Annotated in this window: 20 protein-coding genes; all 20 read right to left on the reverse strand. The window is 59.9% G+C overall.

Annotated features, from left to right (window positions below; genetic code table 11):
• Positions 1 to 125 precede the first annotated feature (125 nt).
• The 20 genes from BLR69_RS15920 to cysE all read right to left on the reverse strand — a co-directional run bounded on the left by BLR69_RS15920 (position 126) and on the right by cysE (position 18,275).
• The gene (locus BLR69_RS15920) at positions 126 to 917 is read right to left on the reverse strand and encodes an amidohydrolase (RefSeq protein ID WP_071496441.1); all 792 of its coding nucleotides are present in this window, start codon (positions 915 to 917) and stop codon (positions 126 to 128) included.
• A complete protein-coding gene (locus tag BLR69_RS15925) occupies positions 905 to 2,053 on the reverse strand; it encodes a pyridoxal phosphate-dependent aminotransferase (RefSeq protein WP_071496440.1) in 1,149 nt (382 codons plus the stop codon). The genes BLR69_RS15920 and BLR69_RS15925 overlap by 13 nt, the downstream gene beginning before the upstream one ends.
• 135 nt (positions 2,054 to 2,188) lie before the next feature.
• Positions 2,189 to 3,658, reverse strand: a complete 1,470-nt coding sequence (der, locus tag BLR69_RS15930) for a ribosome biogenesis GTPase Der (protein ID WP_071496439.1) — start codon at positions 3,656 to 3,658, stop codon at positions 2,189 to 2,191.
• A 260-nt stretch (positions 3,659 to 3,918) separates the two neighbouring features.
• Positions 3,919 to 5,070 carry an outer membrane protein assembly factor BamB gene (bamB, locus tag BLR69_RS15935; RefSeq protein ID WP_071496438.1) on the reverse strand — a complete coding sequence of 384 codons (1,152 nt, stop codon included), beginning with the start codon at positions 5,068 to 5,070 and terminating at the stop codon, positions 3,919 to 3,921.
• Positions 5,063 to 5,704, reverse strand: a complete 642-nt coding sequence (locus BLR69_RS15940) for a YfgM family protein (protein ID WP_032890712.1) — start codon at positions 5,702 to 5,704, stop codon at positions 5,063 to 5,065. The genes bamB and BLR69_RS15940 overlap by 8 nt, the downstream gene beginning before the upstream one ends.
• 41 nt (positions 5,705 to 5,745) lie before the next feature.
• Positions 5,746 to 7,035, reverse strand: coding sequence for a histidine--tRNA ligase (hisS, locus tag BLR69_RS15945; RefSeq protein ID WP_071496437.1), 1,290 nt, complete (start codon positions 7,033 to 7,035; stop codon positions 5,746 to 5,748).
• Between the two features lie 21 nt (positions 7,036 to 7,056).
• Positions 7,057 to 8,166 (reverse strand): flavodoxin-dependent (E)-4-hydroxy-3-methylbut-2-enyl-diphosphate synthase, encoded by a 1,110-nt coding sequence (ispG, locus tag BLR69_RS15950; protein WP_058423371.1) that lies wholly within the window; start codon positions 8,164 to 8,166, stop codon positions 7,057 to 7,059.
• Positions 8,167 to 8,168: 2 nt separating this feature from the next.
• Positions 8,169 to 9,140, reverse strand: a complete 972-nt coding sequence (locus BLR69_RS15955; RefSeq protein ID WP_071496436.1) for a RodZ domain-containing protein — start codon at positions 9,138 to 9,140, stop codon at positions 8,169 to 8,171.
• Positions 9,140 to 9,898 carry a type IV pilus biogenesis/stability protein PilW gene (pilW, locus tag BLR69_RS15960; protein WP_071496435.1) on the reverse strand — a complete coding sequence of 253 codons (759 nt, stop codon included), beginning with the start codon at positions 9,896 to 9,898 and terminating at the stop codon, positions 9,140 to 9,142. The genes BLR69_RS15955 and pilW overlap by 1 nt, the downstream gene beginning before the upstream one ends.
• A gap of 12 nt (positions 9,899 to 9,910) precedes the next feature.
• Positions 9,911 to 11,059, reverse strand: coding sequence for a 23S rRNA (adenine(2503)-C(2))-methyltransferase RlmN (rlmN, locus tag BLR69_RS15965; protein WP_071496434.1), 1,149 nt, complete (start codon positions 11,057 to 11,059; stop codon positions 9,911 to 9,913).
• Between the two features lie 29 nt (positions 11,060 to 11,088).
• Positions 11,089 to 11,514 carry a nucleoside-diphosphate kinase gene (gene ndk, locus BLR69_RS15970; protein ID WP_003175956.1) on the reverse strand — a complete coding sequence of 142 codons (426 nt, stop codon included), beginning with the start codon at positions 11,512 to 11,514 and terminating at the stop codon, positions 11,089 to 11,091.
• Positions 11,515 to 11,605: 91 nt separating this feature from the next.
• Positions 11,606 to 11,806, reverse strand: a complete 201-nt coding sequence (gene iscX / locus BLR69_RS15975) for a Fe-S cluster assembly protein IscX (protein WP_016977667.1) — start codon at positions 11,804 to 11,806, stop codon at positions 11,606 to 11,608.
• 14 nt (positions 11,807 to 11,820) lie between these two features.
• A complete protein-coding gene (gene fdx, locus BLR69_RS15980; protein WP_032890689.1) occupies positions 11,821 to 12,162 on the reverse strand; it encodes an ISC system 2Fe-2S type ferredoxin in 342 nt (113 codons plus the stop codon).
• A 3-nt stretch (positions 12,163 to 12,165) separates the two neighbouring features.
• A complete protein-coding gene (gene hscA, locus BLR69_RS15985) occupies positions 12,166 to 14,028 on the reverse strand; it encodes a Fe-S protein assembly chaperone HscA (protein ID WP_071496433.1) in 1,863 nt (620 codons plus the stop codon).
• A gap of 53 nt (positions 14,029 to 14,081) precedes the next feature.
• On the reverse strand, positions 14,082 to 14,603 hold the full coding sequence (gene hscB, locus BLR69_RS15990) for a co-chaperone HscB (RefSeq protein ID WP_071496432.1): 522 nt from the start codon (positions 14,601 to 14,603) through the stop codon (positions 14,082 to 14,084).
• Between the two features lie 8 nt (positions 14,604 to 14,611).
• Positions 14,612 to 14,935, reverse strand: coding sequence for an iron-sulfur cluster assembly protein IscA (gene iscA, locus BLR69_RS15995; protein ID WP_003175963.1), 324 nt, complete (start codon positions 14,933 to 14,935; stop codon positions 14,612 to 14,614).
• Positions 14,936 to 14,963: 28 nt separating this feature from the next.
• Entirely contained in the window at positions 14,964 to 15,350 is a 387-nt protein-coding gene (iscU, locus tag BLR69_RS16000) for a Fe-S cluster assembly scaffold IscU (RefSeq protein WP_028617851.1), read from the reverse strand.
• Between the two features lie 99 nt (positions 15,351 to 15,449).
• Positions 15,450 to 16,664 carry an IscS subfamily cysteine desulfurase gene (locus BLR69_RS16005; RefSeq protein ID WP_071496431.1) on the reverse strand — a complete coding sequence of 405 codons (1,215 nt, stop codon included), beginning with the start codon at positions 16,662 to 16,664 and terminating at the stop codon, positions 15,450 to 15,452.
• Positions 16,665 to 16,714: 50 nt separating this feature from the next.
• Complete coding sequence (gene iscR, locus BLR69_RS16010; protein ID WP_003194020.1) at positions 16,715 to 17,206, reverse strand: Fe-S cluster assembly transcriptional regulator IscR; 492 nt, start codon at positions 17,204 to 17,206, stop codon at positions 16,715 to 16,717.
• A 286-nt stretch (positions 17,207 to 17,492) separates the two neighbouring features.
• Positions 17,493 to 18,275, reverse strand: a complete 783-nt coding sequence (gene cysE / locus BLR69_RS16015) for a serine O-acetyltransferase (RefSeq protein WP_058423379.1) — start codon at positions 18,273 to 18,275, stop codon at positions 17,493 to 17,495.
• Position 18,276 lies beyond the last annotated feature (1 nt).

Here is an 18,276-nt window from a genome sequence, read left to right on the forward strand (position 1 = left end):
GTCCTGGGGCCTTTTTTTTGGTTTTTTGTGGTCTGTGGGGGCCTCATCGGGGGCAAGCCCCCTCCCACACTTTGATTTGTGAACACTTAAAATGTGGGAGGGGGCTTGCCCCCGATGGTGGTCTCTCAGACAAACTGGAAGGTATCGGCATCCAGGTTCGCCGGAAACCGTGTGCGATACGCTGCCAGTTCTGCCGCATCCAGATTGACCTGGAACACCCCATCCGCCTCCCCCGCACTCAGCAACGTCTCGCCCTGGAAGTCCAACACCTGGCTATCCCCGGTGTAGGCAAAACCCTTCCCATCCGTGCCCACCCGATTCACCGCCGCCACATAGCACAGGTTCTCGATGGCCCGCGCCGGCAGCAGTCGGTTCCAGTGCGAGCGCCGCGCCCCCGGCCAGTTGGCGGTGTACAGCAGCAGGTCGGTGTCCTGGGCGTCACGGCTCCACACCGGGAAGCGCAGGTCGTAGCAAATCAACGGGCGAATACGCCAGCCCTTCACTTCGAACTGCACCTGGCGCTCTCCGGGGGTGTAGTGGTTGTGCTCACCGGCCATGCGGAACAGGTGGCGTTTGTCGTAATGCAACACCTCGCCATCCGGCCGAGCCCACAGCAGGCGGTTGCGATGGCTGCCGTCGGCGGCCTGGATGATCACGCTGCCGGTGATGACCGCGTTGTACCTCGCGGCCTGGGCCTGGAGCCAACGGTGGGTCGGGCCGTTTTCGGGTTCGGCGAGGGTTGCTGACTCCATGGAAAAACCGGTGGTGAACATCTCCGGCAACACGATCAGATCGGCGCCTTTCGCCTGCTCCAACAATAACGCGAAGTGCTCAAGGTTGGCTTGGCGGTCGTGCCAGGCCAGGCTGGTCTGGACCAGGGCGATGTTCAGGTTCGGCAGAGCACTCAGATCGCGCATAGTTTTTCGGCCGCTTGTTGCAGCGTTTCCTCGCGTTTGGCAAAGCACAGGCGCACCAGGCGCTGGCCTTGGGGTGGGGTCTGGTAGAACACCGAGACCGGAATCGTCGCCACGCCATGTTCGCGGGTCATCCACAGCGACATCGCGACGTCATCCAGGTCCGGGCGGATCTGTGAGTAATCCACCAGTTGGAAGTAAGTGCCGGTCACTCGGGTAAAGCTGAAGCGCGACGGTGCCAGCAGGTCGCAGAATAGATCGCGCTTGGCCTGATAGAACGCCGGCAACTCGTCGACATGCTCCGGGTGTTCGGCCATGAAGTCGGCCAGCGCGTATTGCAGTGGAGTCACGCCGCAGAAATTGACGTATTGATGCACCTTGCGCAGTTCGGTGGTGAGGGCGGGCGGCGCGACGACGTAGCCGGTTTTCCAACCGGTGACGTGGTAGGTCTTGCCGAAAGAGCTGACCACGAAGGCGCGCTGGTAGAGTTCTTCATGAGCCAACACGCTGACATGGGCCACGCCGTCAAATACCAGGTGTTCGTAGACTTCATCGCTGACCAGGTAGATGTCACGCTCGCGAATCAGTTCGGCCAACTGGTCCAGCTCGGCGCGGCTGATCAGCGCGCCGGTCGGATTATGTGGGGAATTGAGGATGATCATGCGCGTGCGCGGAGACAGCGCCGCCTTGATCTTCTCGAAGTCCAGCGCAAAGCCATCAAGGCTCAGTTGCACATGCACGCAGCGACCTCCAGCCAGCTCCACCGAGGGCTCGTAGCTGTCATAGCTGGGGTCGAATACGATGACTTCATCGCCCTGGCGAATCACCGCCTGGATCGCACAGAAGATCGCCTCGGTGGCGCCAGGAGTGATGGTCACCTCACTGTCGGCATTGACCACAGCGCCATAGCTACGCGCGATCTTGGCGGCCACTTGTTGACGCAGCACAGGCAAGCCGGTCATTGGCGCGTATTGGTTATGACCTAGGCCGATATGCTTGCCCACTGCATCGAGCAAACCCTGGGGGCCATTGAAGTCCGGGAAGCCCTGGGACAAATTCAGCGCGCCGGTCTCGGCAGCGAGTTGCGACATGGTGGTAAAAATGGTCGTGCCGACATTCGGCAACTTGCTGGTGATCATGGGAGCCCCCTTCGGGTGAGCTACAAGTTTTAAGCTGCAAGCCGCAAGCAGGTCAAGGGGCAAACCACCAGGCACAAAAAAGGGCTCCAAAGGAGCCCTCTCTTGCAGCTTGTAGCTAACAACTTGAAGCTGCCGTTACTTCTTATCGCGGCGCTTCTTGTCGGCCTTCTTGTGGTGAGTCATCAAACGACGCTTCTTGTTCACCTGACGGTCAGTCAGCGTGTTCTTGTTGCCTTCGTATGGGTTCTCGCCACCCTTGAACTCGATACGGATCGGCGTACCGACCAGCTTCAAGACACGGCGGTAAGTGTTTTCCAGGTAACGCACATAGGACTTCGGCACCTTCTCGATCTGGTTACCGTGAATCACGATAATCGGCGGGTTGGCACCACCCAAGTGGGCGTAACGCAATTTGATCCGGCGGTTGTTGACCATCGGTGGCGCGTGCTCGCCAACGGCATCTTCCAGGATCTGAGTGAGGCGGTTGGTCGGCCAGCGGGTCACTGCGGACTTGAACGAGTTCTGCACGGAAGCGTACAGGTTGCCCACGCCGGTGCCGTGCAGTGCCGAGATAAAGTGGATATCGGCGAACTCGACGAAGAACAGGCGGCGTTGCAGCTCGATCTTGACGAAATCGCGCTCGCTCGGCGTCATGCCGTCCCACTTGTTGATCGCGATCACCAGTGCCCGACCGGCCTCCAGGGCAAAGCCCAGCAGGTTGAGATCGTGGTCCACCACGCCTTCGCGGGCGTCCATCACGAAGATCACCACGTTGGCGTCTTTGATCGCTTGCAGGGTTTTGACCACCGAGAACTTTTCAACTTCCTCGTGGATCTTGCCGCGCTTGCGCACACCGGCGGTGTCGATCAGCGTGTACTTTTCCTCGTTGCGTTCGAACGGGATGTAGATGCTGTCACGGGTGGTGCCGGGTTGGTCATAGACGATGACCCGGTCTTCACCAAGCATGCGGTTGACCAGGGTCGACTTGCCGACGTTAGGGCGGCCGATGATGGCGATCTTGATACCGTCTTTTTCGCTCGGGCCAGGAATGCGCTTGGCTTCCTCACCTTCGGCGACGATCTCTTCCTCACCCTCTTCTTCCTCGACGTCATCCTTGGGGAAGTCGCGCAAGGCGACTTCCAGCATCTGGGTGATGCCGCGACCGTGGGCACCGGCGATTGGAATCGCGTCGCCCAGGCCCATCGGGCTGAACTCGGCACGGGCCTGCTCAGGATCGATGTTGTCGATCTTGTTGGCGACCAGATAGGAACGCTTGTTGCGCTTGCGCAGGTGCTCGCCAATCATCTGGTCGGCAGCGGTGTAGCCCGCACGGGCGTCCACCAGGAACAACACGACATCGGCTTCTTCAATGGCCAGCAGCGACTGCTCGGCCATCTTTTCGTCCATGCCATGCTCGTCACCGGAGATACCACCGGTGTCGACGATAATGTAGGAGCGCCCTTGCCACTTTGCCTCACCGTATTGGCGATCACGGGTCAGACCGGACAAGTCGCCGACGATAGCGTCGCGAGTCCTGGTCAGGCGGTTGAACAAGGTGGACTTACCGACGTTAGGTCGGCCCACCAGGGCGATTACGGGAACCATGCGGCTCTCCACTTCGTTATTTCAGAAAATACAAAAGCCGCTGCAGGGCAGCGGCTGGTGCTCGGGGCGGCATTTAAAATGCCACATACCCTGCCTGGCACCGATCCCTGTAGGAGCGAGCTTGCTCGCGAAAACACTGAGGACGCCGCGGTTATCCAGCAAAACCGCGTTAGCGTTGACGTCCTTCGCGAGCAAGCTCGCTCCTACAGAAAGCGTTGAAGCAGGGCCGCCTGGGGGTTACCCCAAGCATAGTCAAACCTTTACTTGATGGTCAGGGCTTCCAGCTTGCCGCTGTTGCCAAACACATAAAGCATGTTACCCACCACCAGCGGACGCGCACGCAGGCCGTCGCTGTCGATACGCTCGCGACCGACGAAACGACCGTCTACCTGGCTCAGCAGGTGCAGGTAGCCTTCGAAGTCACCGACCGCTACATAGCTGGAGAACACTTCCGGTGCCGACAGCTGGCGGCGCGCCAGGGAGTCGTTGCTCCACAGTGCGGTGGTGGAACGTTCGTCGACACTTTCAACAGTGCCGGACGCCAGGCTGACATAGACGCTGCCAAACCCTTGGGCGACACCGGCGTAGCTGGAAGCATCACGCTGCCAGTTGACGCGGCCGCTCTGCAGGTCCAGTGCCGCAACACGACCCTGGTAAGTGGCGACGTAAAGGGTTTCACCCGACAACAGCAAACCGCCGTCAATGTCCACTACGCGGTCCAGTTCGGAACGACCTTGCGGGATGGCCACACGGGTTTCCCAAGCCGGTACGCCGTTCTGGGTATCCAGGGCGACCACTTTACCGGTCGACAGGCCTGCAACGGCCAGATTGTTGGTCACAATCGGACCACTGGTACCGCGCAGCGTCAGCACAGCAGGCGTGCTGTCGTACAACCAACGCTGTGCGCCGGTGCTGGCGTCGAGGCCGATCACACGGTCGTCCTGGGTTTGCACCACGACGATATCACCGTTGGTGGCAGGCGGTGCGAGGACTTCACTGGTCACGCGAGCGCGCCATTTCTCTTCACCGGTGCTGGAATCCAGCGCCACGACTTCACCCTTGAGGGTACCGAGCAAGACCATGCCGTAACCCACGCCTACGGCGCCGGATACCGGTATTTCGAGGTCTTTCTTCCACTTCACGTCGCCGTTCATGCGATCCATGGAAATCACTACGCCGGTCACGTCGGCGGCGACAATGTTGTCACCGTCGATGGCCGGTACCAGCATGTTGTAGGTTTCACCCTGACCGTCACCGATGGAGCGGCTCCACTGCTTTTGCAGGACCACTTCTTCCTTGAAGCTGGTCAGCTCCGCAGGCGGCAGTTCTTTTTTACTGTTGCTGCTGCAACCCGCGGCCAGAACGGCCAGAGCCAGCAATGCTGCATGTTTCCAACGGATCACGTCACGCATCCCCTTTGGCCAAGTCGTCCAGCTTGATTTGTAAGCCACCGACCGCCGCTTCATCAGACAGCGCCGCCTTGGCTTTCTTGTACGCAGCATTGGCTTCGTCGGTACGACCCAATTGGACCAACAGGTCGCCCTTGAGCTCTTCGCGAGTGGCTACAAATGCCTTGTCCGCATCGCCGTCGAGCAGTTTGAGTGCTTCGTCAGCCTTGTTCTGTGCCGCCAGTACCTGCGCCAGGCGCTGACGTGCGATTTCACCCAGGGTCGGGTTGGTCGGCTTGTCGGCGATGGCCTTCAGCTCAGCAGCGGCGTCGTCCAGCTTGCCGGTGTCGACCGCGACTTTCGCGACGAACAGGCTGCCGTACTGGGCGTAGGTGCTACCACCGAATTCGTTCTTCAGCTTGCCGGCCAGGTCTGCAACCTGTGCAGGGTCAGGCTTGCCGTCCGGCGTCAGGGTGGTTTCCAGCAATTGCTGATAGAGGATCGAGGCGCCTTGGGACTGGTTGGCCTGATACTTGGTCCAGGCTTGCCAGCCGAACACCACCACTAAAGCCAGCAGACCGCCAGTAACCAGGGGCTTGCCGTTGCGCTGCCACCAGTCCTTGAACTCGGCCAGTTGCTCATCATCAGTACTCGACACCCCAATACTCCTTAATCGCTAAATTCGGCTGTTCGACAGCTTCAACCCTGCACGACGCAGGTGGCCAAGTGCGCAGCGAGCGCATCAAAGGCAATGTTCTGTTGCTCACCCTGGCCACGCAGGGGTTTGAAACCTATCACTTGCTGGGCCAGTTCGTCTTCGCCGAGGATCAGTGCATACAATGCACCGCTCTTGTCGGCCTTCTTGAACTGGCTCTTGAAGCTGCCAGCGCCGGCGTTGACCTGCAGGCGCAGGTTCGGCAGTTGATCGCGCACTTTCTCGCTCAAGGCCAGGGCAGCCAATTCGGCGGCCTCGCCAAAGGCGCACAGGTACACGTCCACCTGACGGGAGATCTCTTCCGGGACCTGCTCCAGGGTTTCCAGCAGCAGGATCAGCCGCTCGATGCCCATGGCGAAGCCCACGCCGGTGGTCGGCTTGCCGCCCATCTGCTCGACCAGGCCGTCGTAACGGCCACCGGCACACACGGTGCCCTGGGCGCCGAGTTTGTCGGTGACCCACTCGAATACGGTCTTGCTGTAGTAGTCGAGGCCGCGAACCAGCTTGGTGTTGATCACAAACGGAATACCGGCCGCTTCCAGGCGAGCCTTGAGGCCTTCGAAGTGGATACGGGATTCGTCGTCCAGGTAATCGGCCATTTTCGGCGCGTTGACCAGCACGGCCTGGGTGTCGGCGTTCTTGGTATCGAGGACGCGCAACGGGTTGGTTTTCAGGCGGCGCTGGCTGTCTTCGTCCAACTTGTCCAGGTGGGCCGACAGGTACTCGACCAGGGCCACTTTATAACGACCACGGGATTCGCTGGTGCCCAGGCTGTTGAGTTCAAGCTTGACCGCGTCGCGGATGCCCAGCAGGCCCCACAGGCGCCAAGTCAGTACGATCAACTCGGCATCGATGTCCGGGCCGTCGATGTTGAACACTTCCAGGCCGATCTGGTGAAACTGGCGATAACGGCCTTTCTGTGGGCGTTCGTGACGGAACATCGGGCCGATGTACCACAGTTTCTGCGGCTGGCCAGCGCCGGTGAGGCCATGTTCGAGCACGGCGCGCACGCACGCGGCAGTACCTTCCGGACGCAGGGTCAGGGAGTCGCCGTTGCGGTCTTCAAAGGTGTACATCTCTTTTTCGACGATGTCGGTCACTTCACCGATGGAGCGCTTGAACAGCTCGGTGAACTCGACGATCGGCATGCGGATCTGCTTGTAACCGTAGTTATCCAGCAGGCGCGCAACAGTGCCCTCGAAGTAGCGCCACAGCGGCGTCTGCTCCGGAAGGATGTCGTTCATGCCACGAATGGCTTGCAGAGACTTGCTCACATCAAATCCTTAAATTCGTTCTTAGCCGCGCGCGATCAGCGCTGCGTCAGCCGCGACCTTTTCGGCCGCTTTCTCGCGGATCAGTCTTTCGAGATCATCCACCAGATTGTCATTCGTCAACTTCTGCGACGGTTTGCCGTCGATGTAGATCAGGTTCGGTGAGCCTCCGGTCAGGCCGATGTGCGCCTCTTTGGCTTCTCCCGGCCCGTTGACCACACAACCGATCACCGCAACATCCAGCGGCACCAGTAGGTCTTCGAGACGTCCTTCCAGTTCGTTCATGGTTTTCACCACGTCGAAGTTCTGCCGCGAGCAGCTCGGGCAGGCAATGAAGTTGATGCCTCGGGAACGCAAACGCAGGGATTTGAGAATGTCGTAACCGACTTTCACTTCCTCTACGGGATCTGCCGCCAGGGAGATGCGGATGGTATCGCCAATCCCTTCGGCGAGCAGCATACCGAGACCCACCGCAGATTTCACTGTGCCTGAGCGTAAACCGCCGGCTTCAGTGATACCCAGGTGCAGCGGCTGCACGATTTCCTTGGCCAGCAGGCGGTAGGCTTCTACCGCCATGAACACGTCGGAGGCCTTTACGCTGACCTTGTAGTCCTGGAAATTCAGGCGTTCAAGGTGTTCAACGTGGCGCAGCGCCGATTCAACCAGCGCCGCCGGGGTCGGCTCGCCATATTTCTTTTGCAGGTCTTTTTCCAGGGAACCGGCGTTGACGCCGATGCGGATCGGAATGCCCCGATCCCGAGCAGCATCCACCACCGCACGCACACGGGCTTCGCTGCCGATGTTGCCCGGGTTGATACGCAGGCAGTCCACACCCAATTCGGCCACGCGCAATGCGATCTTGTGGTCGAAGTGAATGTCGGCAACCAACGGCACCTTGACCAGTTGCTTGATGCGACCGAAGGCCTCGGCAGCGTCCATGTCCGGCACGGAAACGCGCACGATGTCCACGCCAGCGGCTTCCAGACGGTTGATCTGGGCAACGGTGGCGGCCACGTCATTGGTGTCGCTGTTGGTCATGCTCTGTACGGCGATGGGGGCGTCGCCACCCACCGGCACCGAGCCGACCCAGATTTTGCGCGATACGCGACGTTTGATTGGAGATTCGCCGTGCATGACTATTGTCCCAACTTCAGGCGAGCGGTCTCGCCGGTGGTGAACGGCGCTACGTCCACAGGCTGGCCGTTGTAGGCCACTTGCGCGCCACGGGCAAAGCCCAGACGCAGCGTCAAAGGAGGCTTGCCGCCCTGGTCGAGCGTATCTCCCTTACGCTTCAGACCGCTAAACAGCACTTTGCCATTGCCGTCGGTGACTTGCGTCCAGCAGTCGGCGACGAAGGTAATCTGTACGCGGCCATCACCGGCGATCAACGCTGGGGTGGTAGGTGGCGAAATCGCTGTCTGGGCAGTTGGAGCCTGAGTCACTGGAGCCGGCACGGGAGCGGCCGGGGTGTGAGCCGGTGCAGTCGGGGTCACGGAAGCCGGGGCGACGGCGGTCGCGGCAGGTGCGGGGTCCGGCGCGGGTTGCTCAGTGGCAACTGGCGCTTCAGGCGCGGTCTGGCCTTCGGCTACAGCCTGGTCTTCCGGCTCGTCCAGCGGATGAATCTGGGTGGTGCCGTCGGCGCTTTCGACTTCGACGTGCTCCATGGCGTTGCTGGTCAGGTCCTTGGCGCGCTGGGAGGTCTGGTCTTGCCACCAGACGAAGCCGCCACCAATGACAGCGATCAGCAACAACAGGCTGACAATTCGCAAAATCGTATGGGAAACCCGCACCGGTTCTTCGATGCGACCCAGGCCATGCACATTGCTGCCTTGGGAGTCGGTGCCGGTGAACTGGTCGAATTCCTGGACTAAAACAGCCTGGTCGATCCCCAGCAGCTTGGCGTAGGCACGGATATAGCCGCGGGCGAAAGTATGCCCTGGCAGCTTATCGAACGCGCCGGCTTCCAGGTTGCCCAGGGATGTGCTGGTCAAATTGAGCTTGAGGGCCACTTCCGCCAGCGACCAACCATTGCTTTCGCGGGCCTGACGCAAGGTGTCGCCTGGGTTAACGCGATTAGCTGCTACAACTTCCGGGTGCGCCGCTTTCATCATTGCTCCGACAGGTATTGCTGATATTCCGGCGTACCGGGATAGAGTCGTTCGAGTTGCTGGCCAAAACGTGCAGCCGTGTCGCGTTCTTCATGAACCGTCGCCAGCCGCACACCGAGCAATAGACTACGTGCATTTTGCCCGCTGAGCAGGCTAAAACGCTCGTAATAGTCACGTGCCGGCACATAATGCCTGTCTTCGTAGGACAACTCAGCCATTTCGAGCAATGCCCGAGGCTGGCGACCATTCAAATGCAGGGCTTTTTCCAGTTGCCGGCGGGCATCATCGCGCTGGCCGAGGCGGATCGAGGTGACCCCAAGGTTCTCGAACACCCGCGAACGCTCAGGATAGAGGGTATCGGCGCTGGCCTGCTGGAAATAAAGGGCGGCCTGCTCATAACGCTTCTGCGCAAACAGGAAACTGCCGTAGTTGTTCAGTAGCCGCGGGTCGGCAGGGCGTGCCGCCAGGGCCTTGTGGAAATACCAGTCAGCCAGTTCAGGCTCGGCCTGGGCCTGGAACACCAGAGCCAGTGCGGCATTGGCGTCGGCATCGTCGCTGTCCAGCTCAAGCGCCTTCTTCAACGGCACCTTGGCCTGCTCGCTCATGCCTTGTTGCAAGTAACCCAAGCCCAGTTGCACATAGGCAACTCGCGCCTCATCACGGCCTTTACCGGTTTGCATAGGGCTGTCATGGCCCGATGAAACACAACCAGCCGACAGGCCGGTAACAAGCAGAAGCAGCGCAAGGCGCAAGGGCATAGAGATCCTCTCTCAGATTCGATTCACAGCGATCAGCGGTAAATCGTCGGCGGCGTTCACTTCACGTCCGGCGATATAACGCTCGCTGCGGCGGGTGCGGTCCATCACCTGCCCGACCAATTGGCCACAGGCGGCGTCGATGTCTTCACCACGGGTGGTGCGGACGGTGACGTTGTAGCCAGCCTGGTGCAGTTGATCCTGGAAACGGCGGATGGCGTTGTTGCTCGGCCGCTCGTAGCCAGAATGTGGAAACGGGTTAAACGGAATCAGGTTGATCTTGCACGGGGTGTTCTTGAGCAACTCGATCATCTCGACCGCGTGCTCGACCTTGTCATTGATGTCCTTGAGCAAGGTGTACTCGATGGTCAGCACGCGCTTTTCGCCCAGGGACGACATGTAGCGCTGGCAAGATTCGAGCAGCATCTTAAGCGGATACTTCTTGTTGATCGGCACCAATTGGTTACGCAATGCGTCATTGGGTGCGTGCAGCGACAACGCCAGGGAGACGTCGATGTGCTTGGACAGCTCATCGATCATCGGCACCACGCCGGAGGTCGACAGGGTTACACGGCGCTTGGAGATGCCGTAGCCCAGGTCGTCCATCATCAGGTGCATGGCCGAAACCACGTTGTCGAAGTTCAGCAGCGGCTCACCCATGCCCATCATCACCACGTTGGTGATGGCACGGTCGACGGTCGCCGGGACGCTGCCAAAGGATTTGTTGGCAATCCACACCTGGCCGATCACTTCGGCGGCGGTGAGGTTGCTGTTGAAGCCTTGCTTGCCGGTGGAGCAGAAACTGCAGTCCAGGGCACAGCCTGCCTGGGACGAAACGCACAAGGTGCCGCGTTTGCCCTGGGGAATGTACACAGTCTCGACACAGCTGCCGGACGCCACGCGCACCACCCACTTGCGGGTGCCGTCGCTGGAGATGTCCTCGCTGACCACTTCGGGACCACGCACTTCAGCAATGGCCTTGAGCTTGTCGCGCAGGGCCTTGCTGACGTTCGTCATGGCGTCGAAATCATCGACGCCAAAGTGGTGAATCCATTTCATTACCTGACCGGCACGGAAACGCTTCTCCCCGATTGAGTCGAAGAATTTCTCCATTTCCGGCTGGGTCAGCCCCAGCAGGTTGGTTTTTACAGTCGATGTCGTCATGGATTCACCCTCACTCTTTAAGCCGATGCTTAGCGAGCGGTTACTTCAGTAGCGGCGAAGAAGTACGAGATTTCACGAGCAGCAGCGGCTTCGGAGTCCGAACCGTGTACAGCGTTGGCGTCGATGGACTCGGCGAAGTCAGCACGGATGGTGCCGGCAGCGGCTTCTTTAGGGTTGGTAGCGCCCATCAGCTCACGGTTCAGAGCGATAGCGTTTTCGCCTTCCAGAACCTGGACAACAACAGGACCGGAGATCATGAAGGCAACCAGGTCGCCGAAGAAGCCACGAGCGCTGTGCTCAGCGTAGAAGCCTTCAGCTTCAGCCTTGGACAGTTGCTTGAGTTTCGAAGCTACAACCTTCAGGCCGGCTTTTTCGAAACGAGTGGTGATCTCGCCGATGACGTTTTTTGCAACAGCGTCAGGCTTGATGATGGAGAAAGTACGTTGAACAGCCATGGTGTAACTCCAGAAACGGTAATTTACGAAAAATTAAACCCGCGAATTATACGCGGGTTATTGGGTATTGCCTAACTGCGTAAGGGAGGCGTCAGTCCTGTTCTTCTTTCCAGGCAGTCTGGATAGCCTCCAGGACCTTCTCACCACCGCGATCACGCTCATCTTCGAACCCTGGCAACGCCATGACCATGTCACGCAAAGCTACAAAGTTCAGGGAGTAAGGATCCAGATCCGGGTTGGCATCGGCCAACAGGATAGCGATCTCTTGTACATCAACCCATTTAAGACTCATGACACTTCCTTGAATCAATGCGGCGCTTCGGCTGCATGGTTGAGGGAATACTTCGGAATTTCGACGGTGATGTCTTCCGTTCCGACCTTTGCCTGACAGCTTAGGCGCGATTGCGCTTCCAGGCCCCATGCGCGATCGAGAAAGTCCTCTTCCAACTCGTCAGCCTCTTCCAGGGAGTTGAAACCCTCGCGGATGATGCAGTGACAGGTGGTGCAGGCGCAGACACCGCCGCAGGCACTTTCGATCTCGATATGGTTGTCATGGGCAACTTCGAGGATGGACTTGCCGGTCTCAGCCTCCACGACCATACCGTCCGGGCAATGCTCGGCGTGTGGCAGAAAAATGACCTGCGGCATTAATTATTCCTCGATTTCATTCAGGTTGCGCCCGGCCAGTGCGGCTTTCACCGTCTGATCCATGCGGCGGGCGGCAAAGGCATCCGTCACTTGCGACAGACGCTTGGTCTGTTGCTCGATGGCATAGCCGTCGTTGCCTTTCATCAGTTCGACCAGTTCCTGCATCTGCAGGTCGATGACCATGCGCTCTTCGGCGTCCAAAAGGCGCTCGCCATCCACTTCAAGGGCGCCTTGCACCGCCTCAAGCAGACGCTGAGCGTCCACTTGCTGCTCACGCAGTACACGGGCGACCTTGTCATCACCGGCGTATTGGAAGGAGTCCTTGAGCATCTTGGCGATTTCACCGTCGGTGAGGCCGTAGGAAGGCTTGACCTGGATGCTGGCTTCAACGCCCGACCCCAGCTCGCGCGCCGCCACATTCAGCAGGCCGTCAGCGTCGACCTGGAAGGTCACGCGAATCTTTGCTGCGCCCGCGACCATGGCCGGGATACCGCGCAATTCAAAGCGCGCCAGGGAGCGACAGTCGCTGATCAGCTCGCGCTCGCCTTGCAACACATGGATCATCATGGCCGTCTGGCCATCTTTGTAGGTGGTGAAGTCCTGGGCACGCGCGACGGGGATGGTGGTGTTACGCGGAATCACCTTCTCCATCAGGCCGCCCATGGTTTCCAGCCCCAGGGACAGCGGGATAACGTCGAGCAGCAGCAATTCGCCACCATCGCGCTTGTTACCGGCCAAGGTATCGGCCTGGATCGCGGCGCCAATGGCGACCACTTGGTCCGGGTCAATTTCTGTCAGTGGCTGACGACCAAAAGCTTCGGCTACGGCTTCACGCACGCGTGGTACGCGGGTGGAACCACCGACCATGACCACAGCGCCCACTTCTTCCAGTTCGATACCGGAATCACGCACCGCACGGCGACAGGCTTTCAGGCTGCGGGCGACCATAGGCTCGATCAGCGCATCGAAGGCTTCACGGGTCAGTCGGGCCGACCAGTTGCCGTAGGAAACCTCAACGGTTGCAGCGTCCGTCAGCGCTTCTTTGGCAGCGCAGGCAGTTTGCAGCAGATTGCGCTGCGCACCCGGATCCAAATCGGCGGACAAGCCAGCGCTGCTGATGATCCAGCCCGCAATGGCGTGGTCGAAGTCATCGCCGCCCAGGGCGCTGTCGCCGCCGGTGGCGAGCACTTCGAAGACGCCGCCGGTCAGGCGCAAAATCGAAATATCAAAGGTACCGCCGCCCAGGTCGTAAATAGCGACAAGGCCTTCGGCGTGCTGGTCCAGGCCATAAGCCACGGCCGCTGCGGTCGGCTCGTTGAGCAGGCGCAGTACGTTCAGGCCGGCGAGTTTCGCCGCATCCTTGGTAGCCTGGCGCTGAGCGTCATCGAAATAAGCCGGAACCGTGATTACGGCACCGACCAGTTCGCCGCCCAGGGTTTTCTCCGCGCGCTGGCGCAGCACCTTGAGGATATCGGCCGACACTTCCACCGGGCTTTTCGGGCCTTGGACAGTGTCGATGAACGGCATATGGGATTCGCCGCCAACAAAGCGGTACGGCAGCTGGTCGCCCAATTGCTTGACGTCGGACAGACCACGACCCATCAAGCGCTTGACCGACAGCACGGTGTTCAAAGGATCGGTAGAGGCTGCCAGCTTGGCCGACTCACCGACCTCGGTGCGATCAGCGTGATAGCGCACGGCAGACGGCAGGATCACCTGGCCATCAGCGTCGGGCAGCGGCTCGGACAGGCCACTGCGCAAGGCAGCAACCAGGGAATTGGTGGTGCCCAGGTCAATCCCGACCGCCAGGCGACGCTGGTGCGGTTGAGGGCTTTGGCCGGGTTCGGCGATTTGCAGTAGGGCCATGGTAATCAGGTCTTATCTGTCTATCAGGCGTGCATCACGGGCAGCACACTGGGTTAATCGTCGAGGCGCTCTTCTAGCTCGCGCACTTCGTAGGTGAGCTTGTCGAGGAACTGCATGCGCCGCATCAGGCGTTCGGCCTGTTCGCGTTGCGCTGCATCATTCCAACAGGCTGCGAAGCTTTCGTTGAGCTCATCCTGGGCAGTTTTCAGACGACGCTTGAAGATTGCGACGCCAGCCAGATCGGCTTCGTCCTGCAAGTCTTCGAGTTCTTCGCGCCACTGCATCTGCTGCATCAGGAAGTCCGGATCGTGCACCGTGACTTCCAGCGGCAACTCACCACCGTTCATCGCGAGCAGATAGCGCGCGCGCTTCGGGGGGCTTTTGAGCGTCTGATAGGCCTCGTTGAGGCTGGCCGACTTCTCCAGCGCCACGCGCTGCTCACGCTCGGAAGCGTCAGCGAAGCGGTCTGGATGCACGCCTCGCGCCAATTCTCGGTAGCGCGTGGCAAGCTGCTCAAGGTCCAGCCGAAAGCTCGGCTGCAGCTCGAATAAAGCGAAATGACAAGGAGTACCCACGAGTAGCCTCAGATGTTGAAGCTTTCGCCGCAGCCACATTCACCGCGTACGTTGGGGTTGTTGAACTTGAAGCCTTCGTTCAACCCTTCCTTGACGAAATCGAGCTCGGTGCCGTCCAGGTAGGTCAGGCTCTTGGGGTCGATGATCACTTTCTCGCCGTGACTTTCGAACACCTGGTCTTCCGCAACCACCTCGTCGACAAACTCCAGCACGTAGGCAAGGCCGGAACAGCCCGTGGTGCGAACACCCAGACGAATCCCCTCACCTTTACCGCGCCCATTCAGGGAGCGGCGAATGTGCTGCGCAGCCGCTTCTGTCATGCTGATAGCCATCGTTGACTCCTTACTCGTCGCCAAATGCTTAGATCAAGCCTTTCTTCTGCTTGTAGTCGCGAACGGCCGCCTTGATGGCGTCTTCTGCGAGTACAGAGCAGTGGATTTTCACGGGCGGCAGGGCCAGTTCTTCGGCCAGCTGGGTGTTGCTGATAGTGACAGCCTCATCCAGGGTCTTGCCTTTCATCCATTCGGTCGCCAGGGAGCTGGAGGCGATGGCCGAACCGCAGCCGTAGGTCTTGAACTTGGCGTCTTCGATAACGCCAGCGTCGTTGACCTTGATCTGCAGGCGCATCACATCGCCGCACGCCGGAGCGCCGACCATGCCGGTGCCGACATCAGGGTCTTCCGCGTCCATCTTGCCGACGTTGCGCGGGTTTTCGTAGTGGTCGATGACCTTTTCGCTGTAAGCCATGGTACTGAATCCTCACTCATCAGGGCCGCTCTGGAACCCTGTAGAAACGCCTGCGTTTTCCGCCACGTTCCTACAGAGCTGGGGTGGCGGCTTCTATAGTTAGTGTGCCGCCCACTCGATCTTGGAAATATCGACACCGTCTTTGTACATGTCCCACAGCGGGGACAGGACGCGCAGCTTGTTGACGGCTTCACAGACTTTCTGCGCGGCGTAGTCGACTTGCTCTTCGGTGGTGAAACGGCCGAACGTAAAGCGGATCGAGCTGTGTGCCAGTTCGTCGTTGCGGCCCAGGGCGCGCAGTACGTACGAAGGCTCAAGGGACGCCGAGGTGCAGGCCGAACCGGACGAAACCGCCAGGTCCTTGAGCGCCATGATCAGCGACTCGCCTTCGACATAGTTGAAGCTCAAATTCAGGTTGTGCGGTACACGGGCGGTCATGCTGCCGTTGATGTACAGCTCCTCAAGGCCTTCGACCTGCTTGTAGAAGCGGTCGCTCAGCGCTTTGATGCGCACGTTTTCGGCAGCCATGTCTTCCTTGGCCACGCGGAAGGCTTCGCCCATGCCCACGATCTGGTGGGTCGCCAGGGTACCGGAACGCATGCCGCGTTCGTGACCGCCGCCGTGCATGGTGGCTTCGATGCGCACACGTGGCTTGCGGCTCACGTACAGGGCGCCAATGCCTTTAGGGCCATAGGTTTTGTGGGCCGAGAACGACATCAGGTCGACTTTCAGTTTCGACAGGTCGATGTCGACCTTGCCGGTGGACTGAGCAGCGTCGACATGCAGCAGGATGCCCTTGGAACGGGTCAGCTCGCCGATGGCCGCGATGTCGTTGATGGTGCCGATTTCGTTGTTCACGTGGATCACGGAAACCAGGATGGTGTCTTCACGCAGCGCGGCTTCGATCATGGCCGCGGTGACGATGCCGTCGGTGGTTGGCTCGAGGTAGGTAACCTCGAAACCTTCACGCTCCAGTTGGCGCATGGTGTCGAGGACAGCCTTGTGCTCAATCTTGGTGGTGATCAGGTGCTTGCCTTTGGTCGCGTAGAAATGCGCCGCGCCCTTGATAGCCAGGTTGTCGGACTCGGTGGCACCGGAGGTCCAGACGATTTCACGCGGGTCTGCGCCAACCAGGTCTGCCACCTGGCGACGAGCGTTCTCGACCGCTTCCTCGGCTTTCCAGCCGAATACGTGGGAACGGGAGGCCGGGTTGCCGAAGTTTCCGTCAACCAGCAGGCATTCGCTCATCTTTTGCGCGACACGCGGATCAACCGGGGTGGTCGCTGAGTAATCAAGGTAAATCGGCAATTTCATGGACTTTCTCCTAAATCAGGCTGGCTGGCGTGCCGTTAGCTCTTCGGCTGTCACTCGACGGCGGACGCTTCGATCTTGTCCAGACGCGGCGCCTTGGTGTTGCAACGGCGCTGGTCCTGACGCTGGGCTACTTCTTGCACCTCACGGCGAGTCACAAGATCAGCCAAGCTGATACCACTCAAAAACTCATGGATCTGCAGGCTCAAGTCACACCACAAGTGGTGCGTGAGGCAGGTGTCGCCGGCGTGGCAATCACCCAGCCCCTGGCATTTGGTGGCGTCGACGGATTCATTGACCGCGTCGATCACCTGGGCGACCTGAATGCCCTGCATGTCGCGGGACAACTGATAGCCACCACCCGGCCCACGCACACTGGACACCAGGTTGCTGCGACGCAATTTGGCGAACAGTTGCTCGAGGTAGGACAGGGAAATGCCTTGGCGCTCAGAGATATCGGCCAGGGACACCGGCCCAGTTTGCGCGTGCAAAGCCAAGTCGAGCATGGCGGTCACCGCGTATCGGCCTTTTGTAGTCAGTCTCATGGACAAGTACCAAGGTGTTTCAGAATGGGAGCAAGTATGCGATTCCCGAGTATTTAAGTCAACTATAAGACCTAGTACTTTAGTCAGGATTACCCGTAAAAAGGGCGCGCGAATCATAGCAGGATGGGGTGGGGACGAACAGCGGGAACAGGGCCGGATGGAGATTGCTGGATCAACGGAGGTCAAAATGTGGGAGGGGGCTTGCTCCCGATAGCGATGTACCAGCCATGAAAGTGGTGACTGACACACCGCCATCGGGGGCAAGCCCCCCTCCCACAGAAAGGCCTTAACCGGCCTTGGAGGCAGCCTCGTCCTTGATTTCGGCGAAGTCTTCTTCGCGCAACTCAGGCAGATCCTTGGCGCAATACGGGCTACCCAGATCCTTCAGCGCACCACACATACCCTCCAACTTGCCGTCCACCGCCTGCAGATGGTCGAGCAACTGGCCGATAGCGCGCGCCACCGGGTCGGGCATATCTTCGCTGACACCGTAGGCATCAAAACCGATTTTCTCGGCCATGGCCTTGCGCTTGGCCTCCTGCTCGTCGCCGGCTTCCGGCTTGACGATGATCCGGCCTGGAATACCGACAACGGTCGCACCCGGAGGCACAGCCTTGGTCACGACAGCATTGGAACCGACCTTGGCACCCGCACCGACGGTGAAAGGGCCGAGCACCTTGGCGCCCGCCCCCACCACCACGCCATCACCCAGCGTGGGGTGCCGCTTGCCTTTGTTCCAGCTGGTGCCGCCCAGGGTCACGCCCTGATAAAGGGTGACGTCATCACCAATTTCGGCGGTCTCACCAATCACGATGCCCATGCCGTGGTCGATGAAGAAGCGGCGACCCACCTTGGCCCCCGGGTGAATCTCGATCCCGGTCAACCAGCGACCGAAGTTCGACACCAGCCGCGCCAGCCATTTCCAGCCCATGCCCCACAAGGCGCCGGACAGGCGATGGATCCAGATAGCGTGCATGCCCGGGTAGCAGGTGAGCACTTCAAAGGCGTTGCGCGCCGCCGGGTCACGGTGGAAAACACTCTGGATATCTTCTCGCAAACGCTCGAACATT

Origin of the sequence: Pseudomonas azotoformans, from assembly GCF_900103345.1 — a bacterium.
Taxonomy (GTDB): Bacteria; Pseudomonadota; Gammaproteobacteria; order Pseudomonadales; family Pseudomonadaceae; genus Aquipseudomonas; species Aquipseudomonas azotoformans.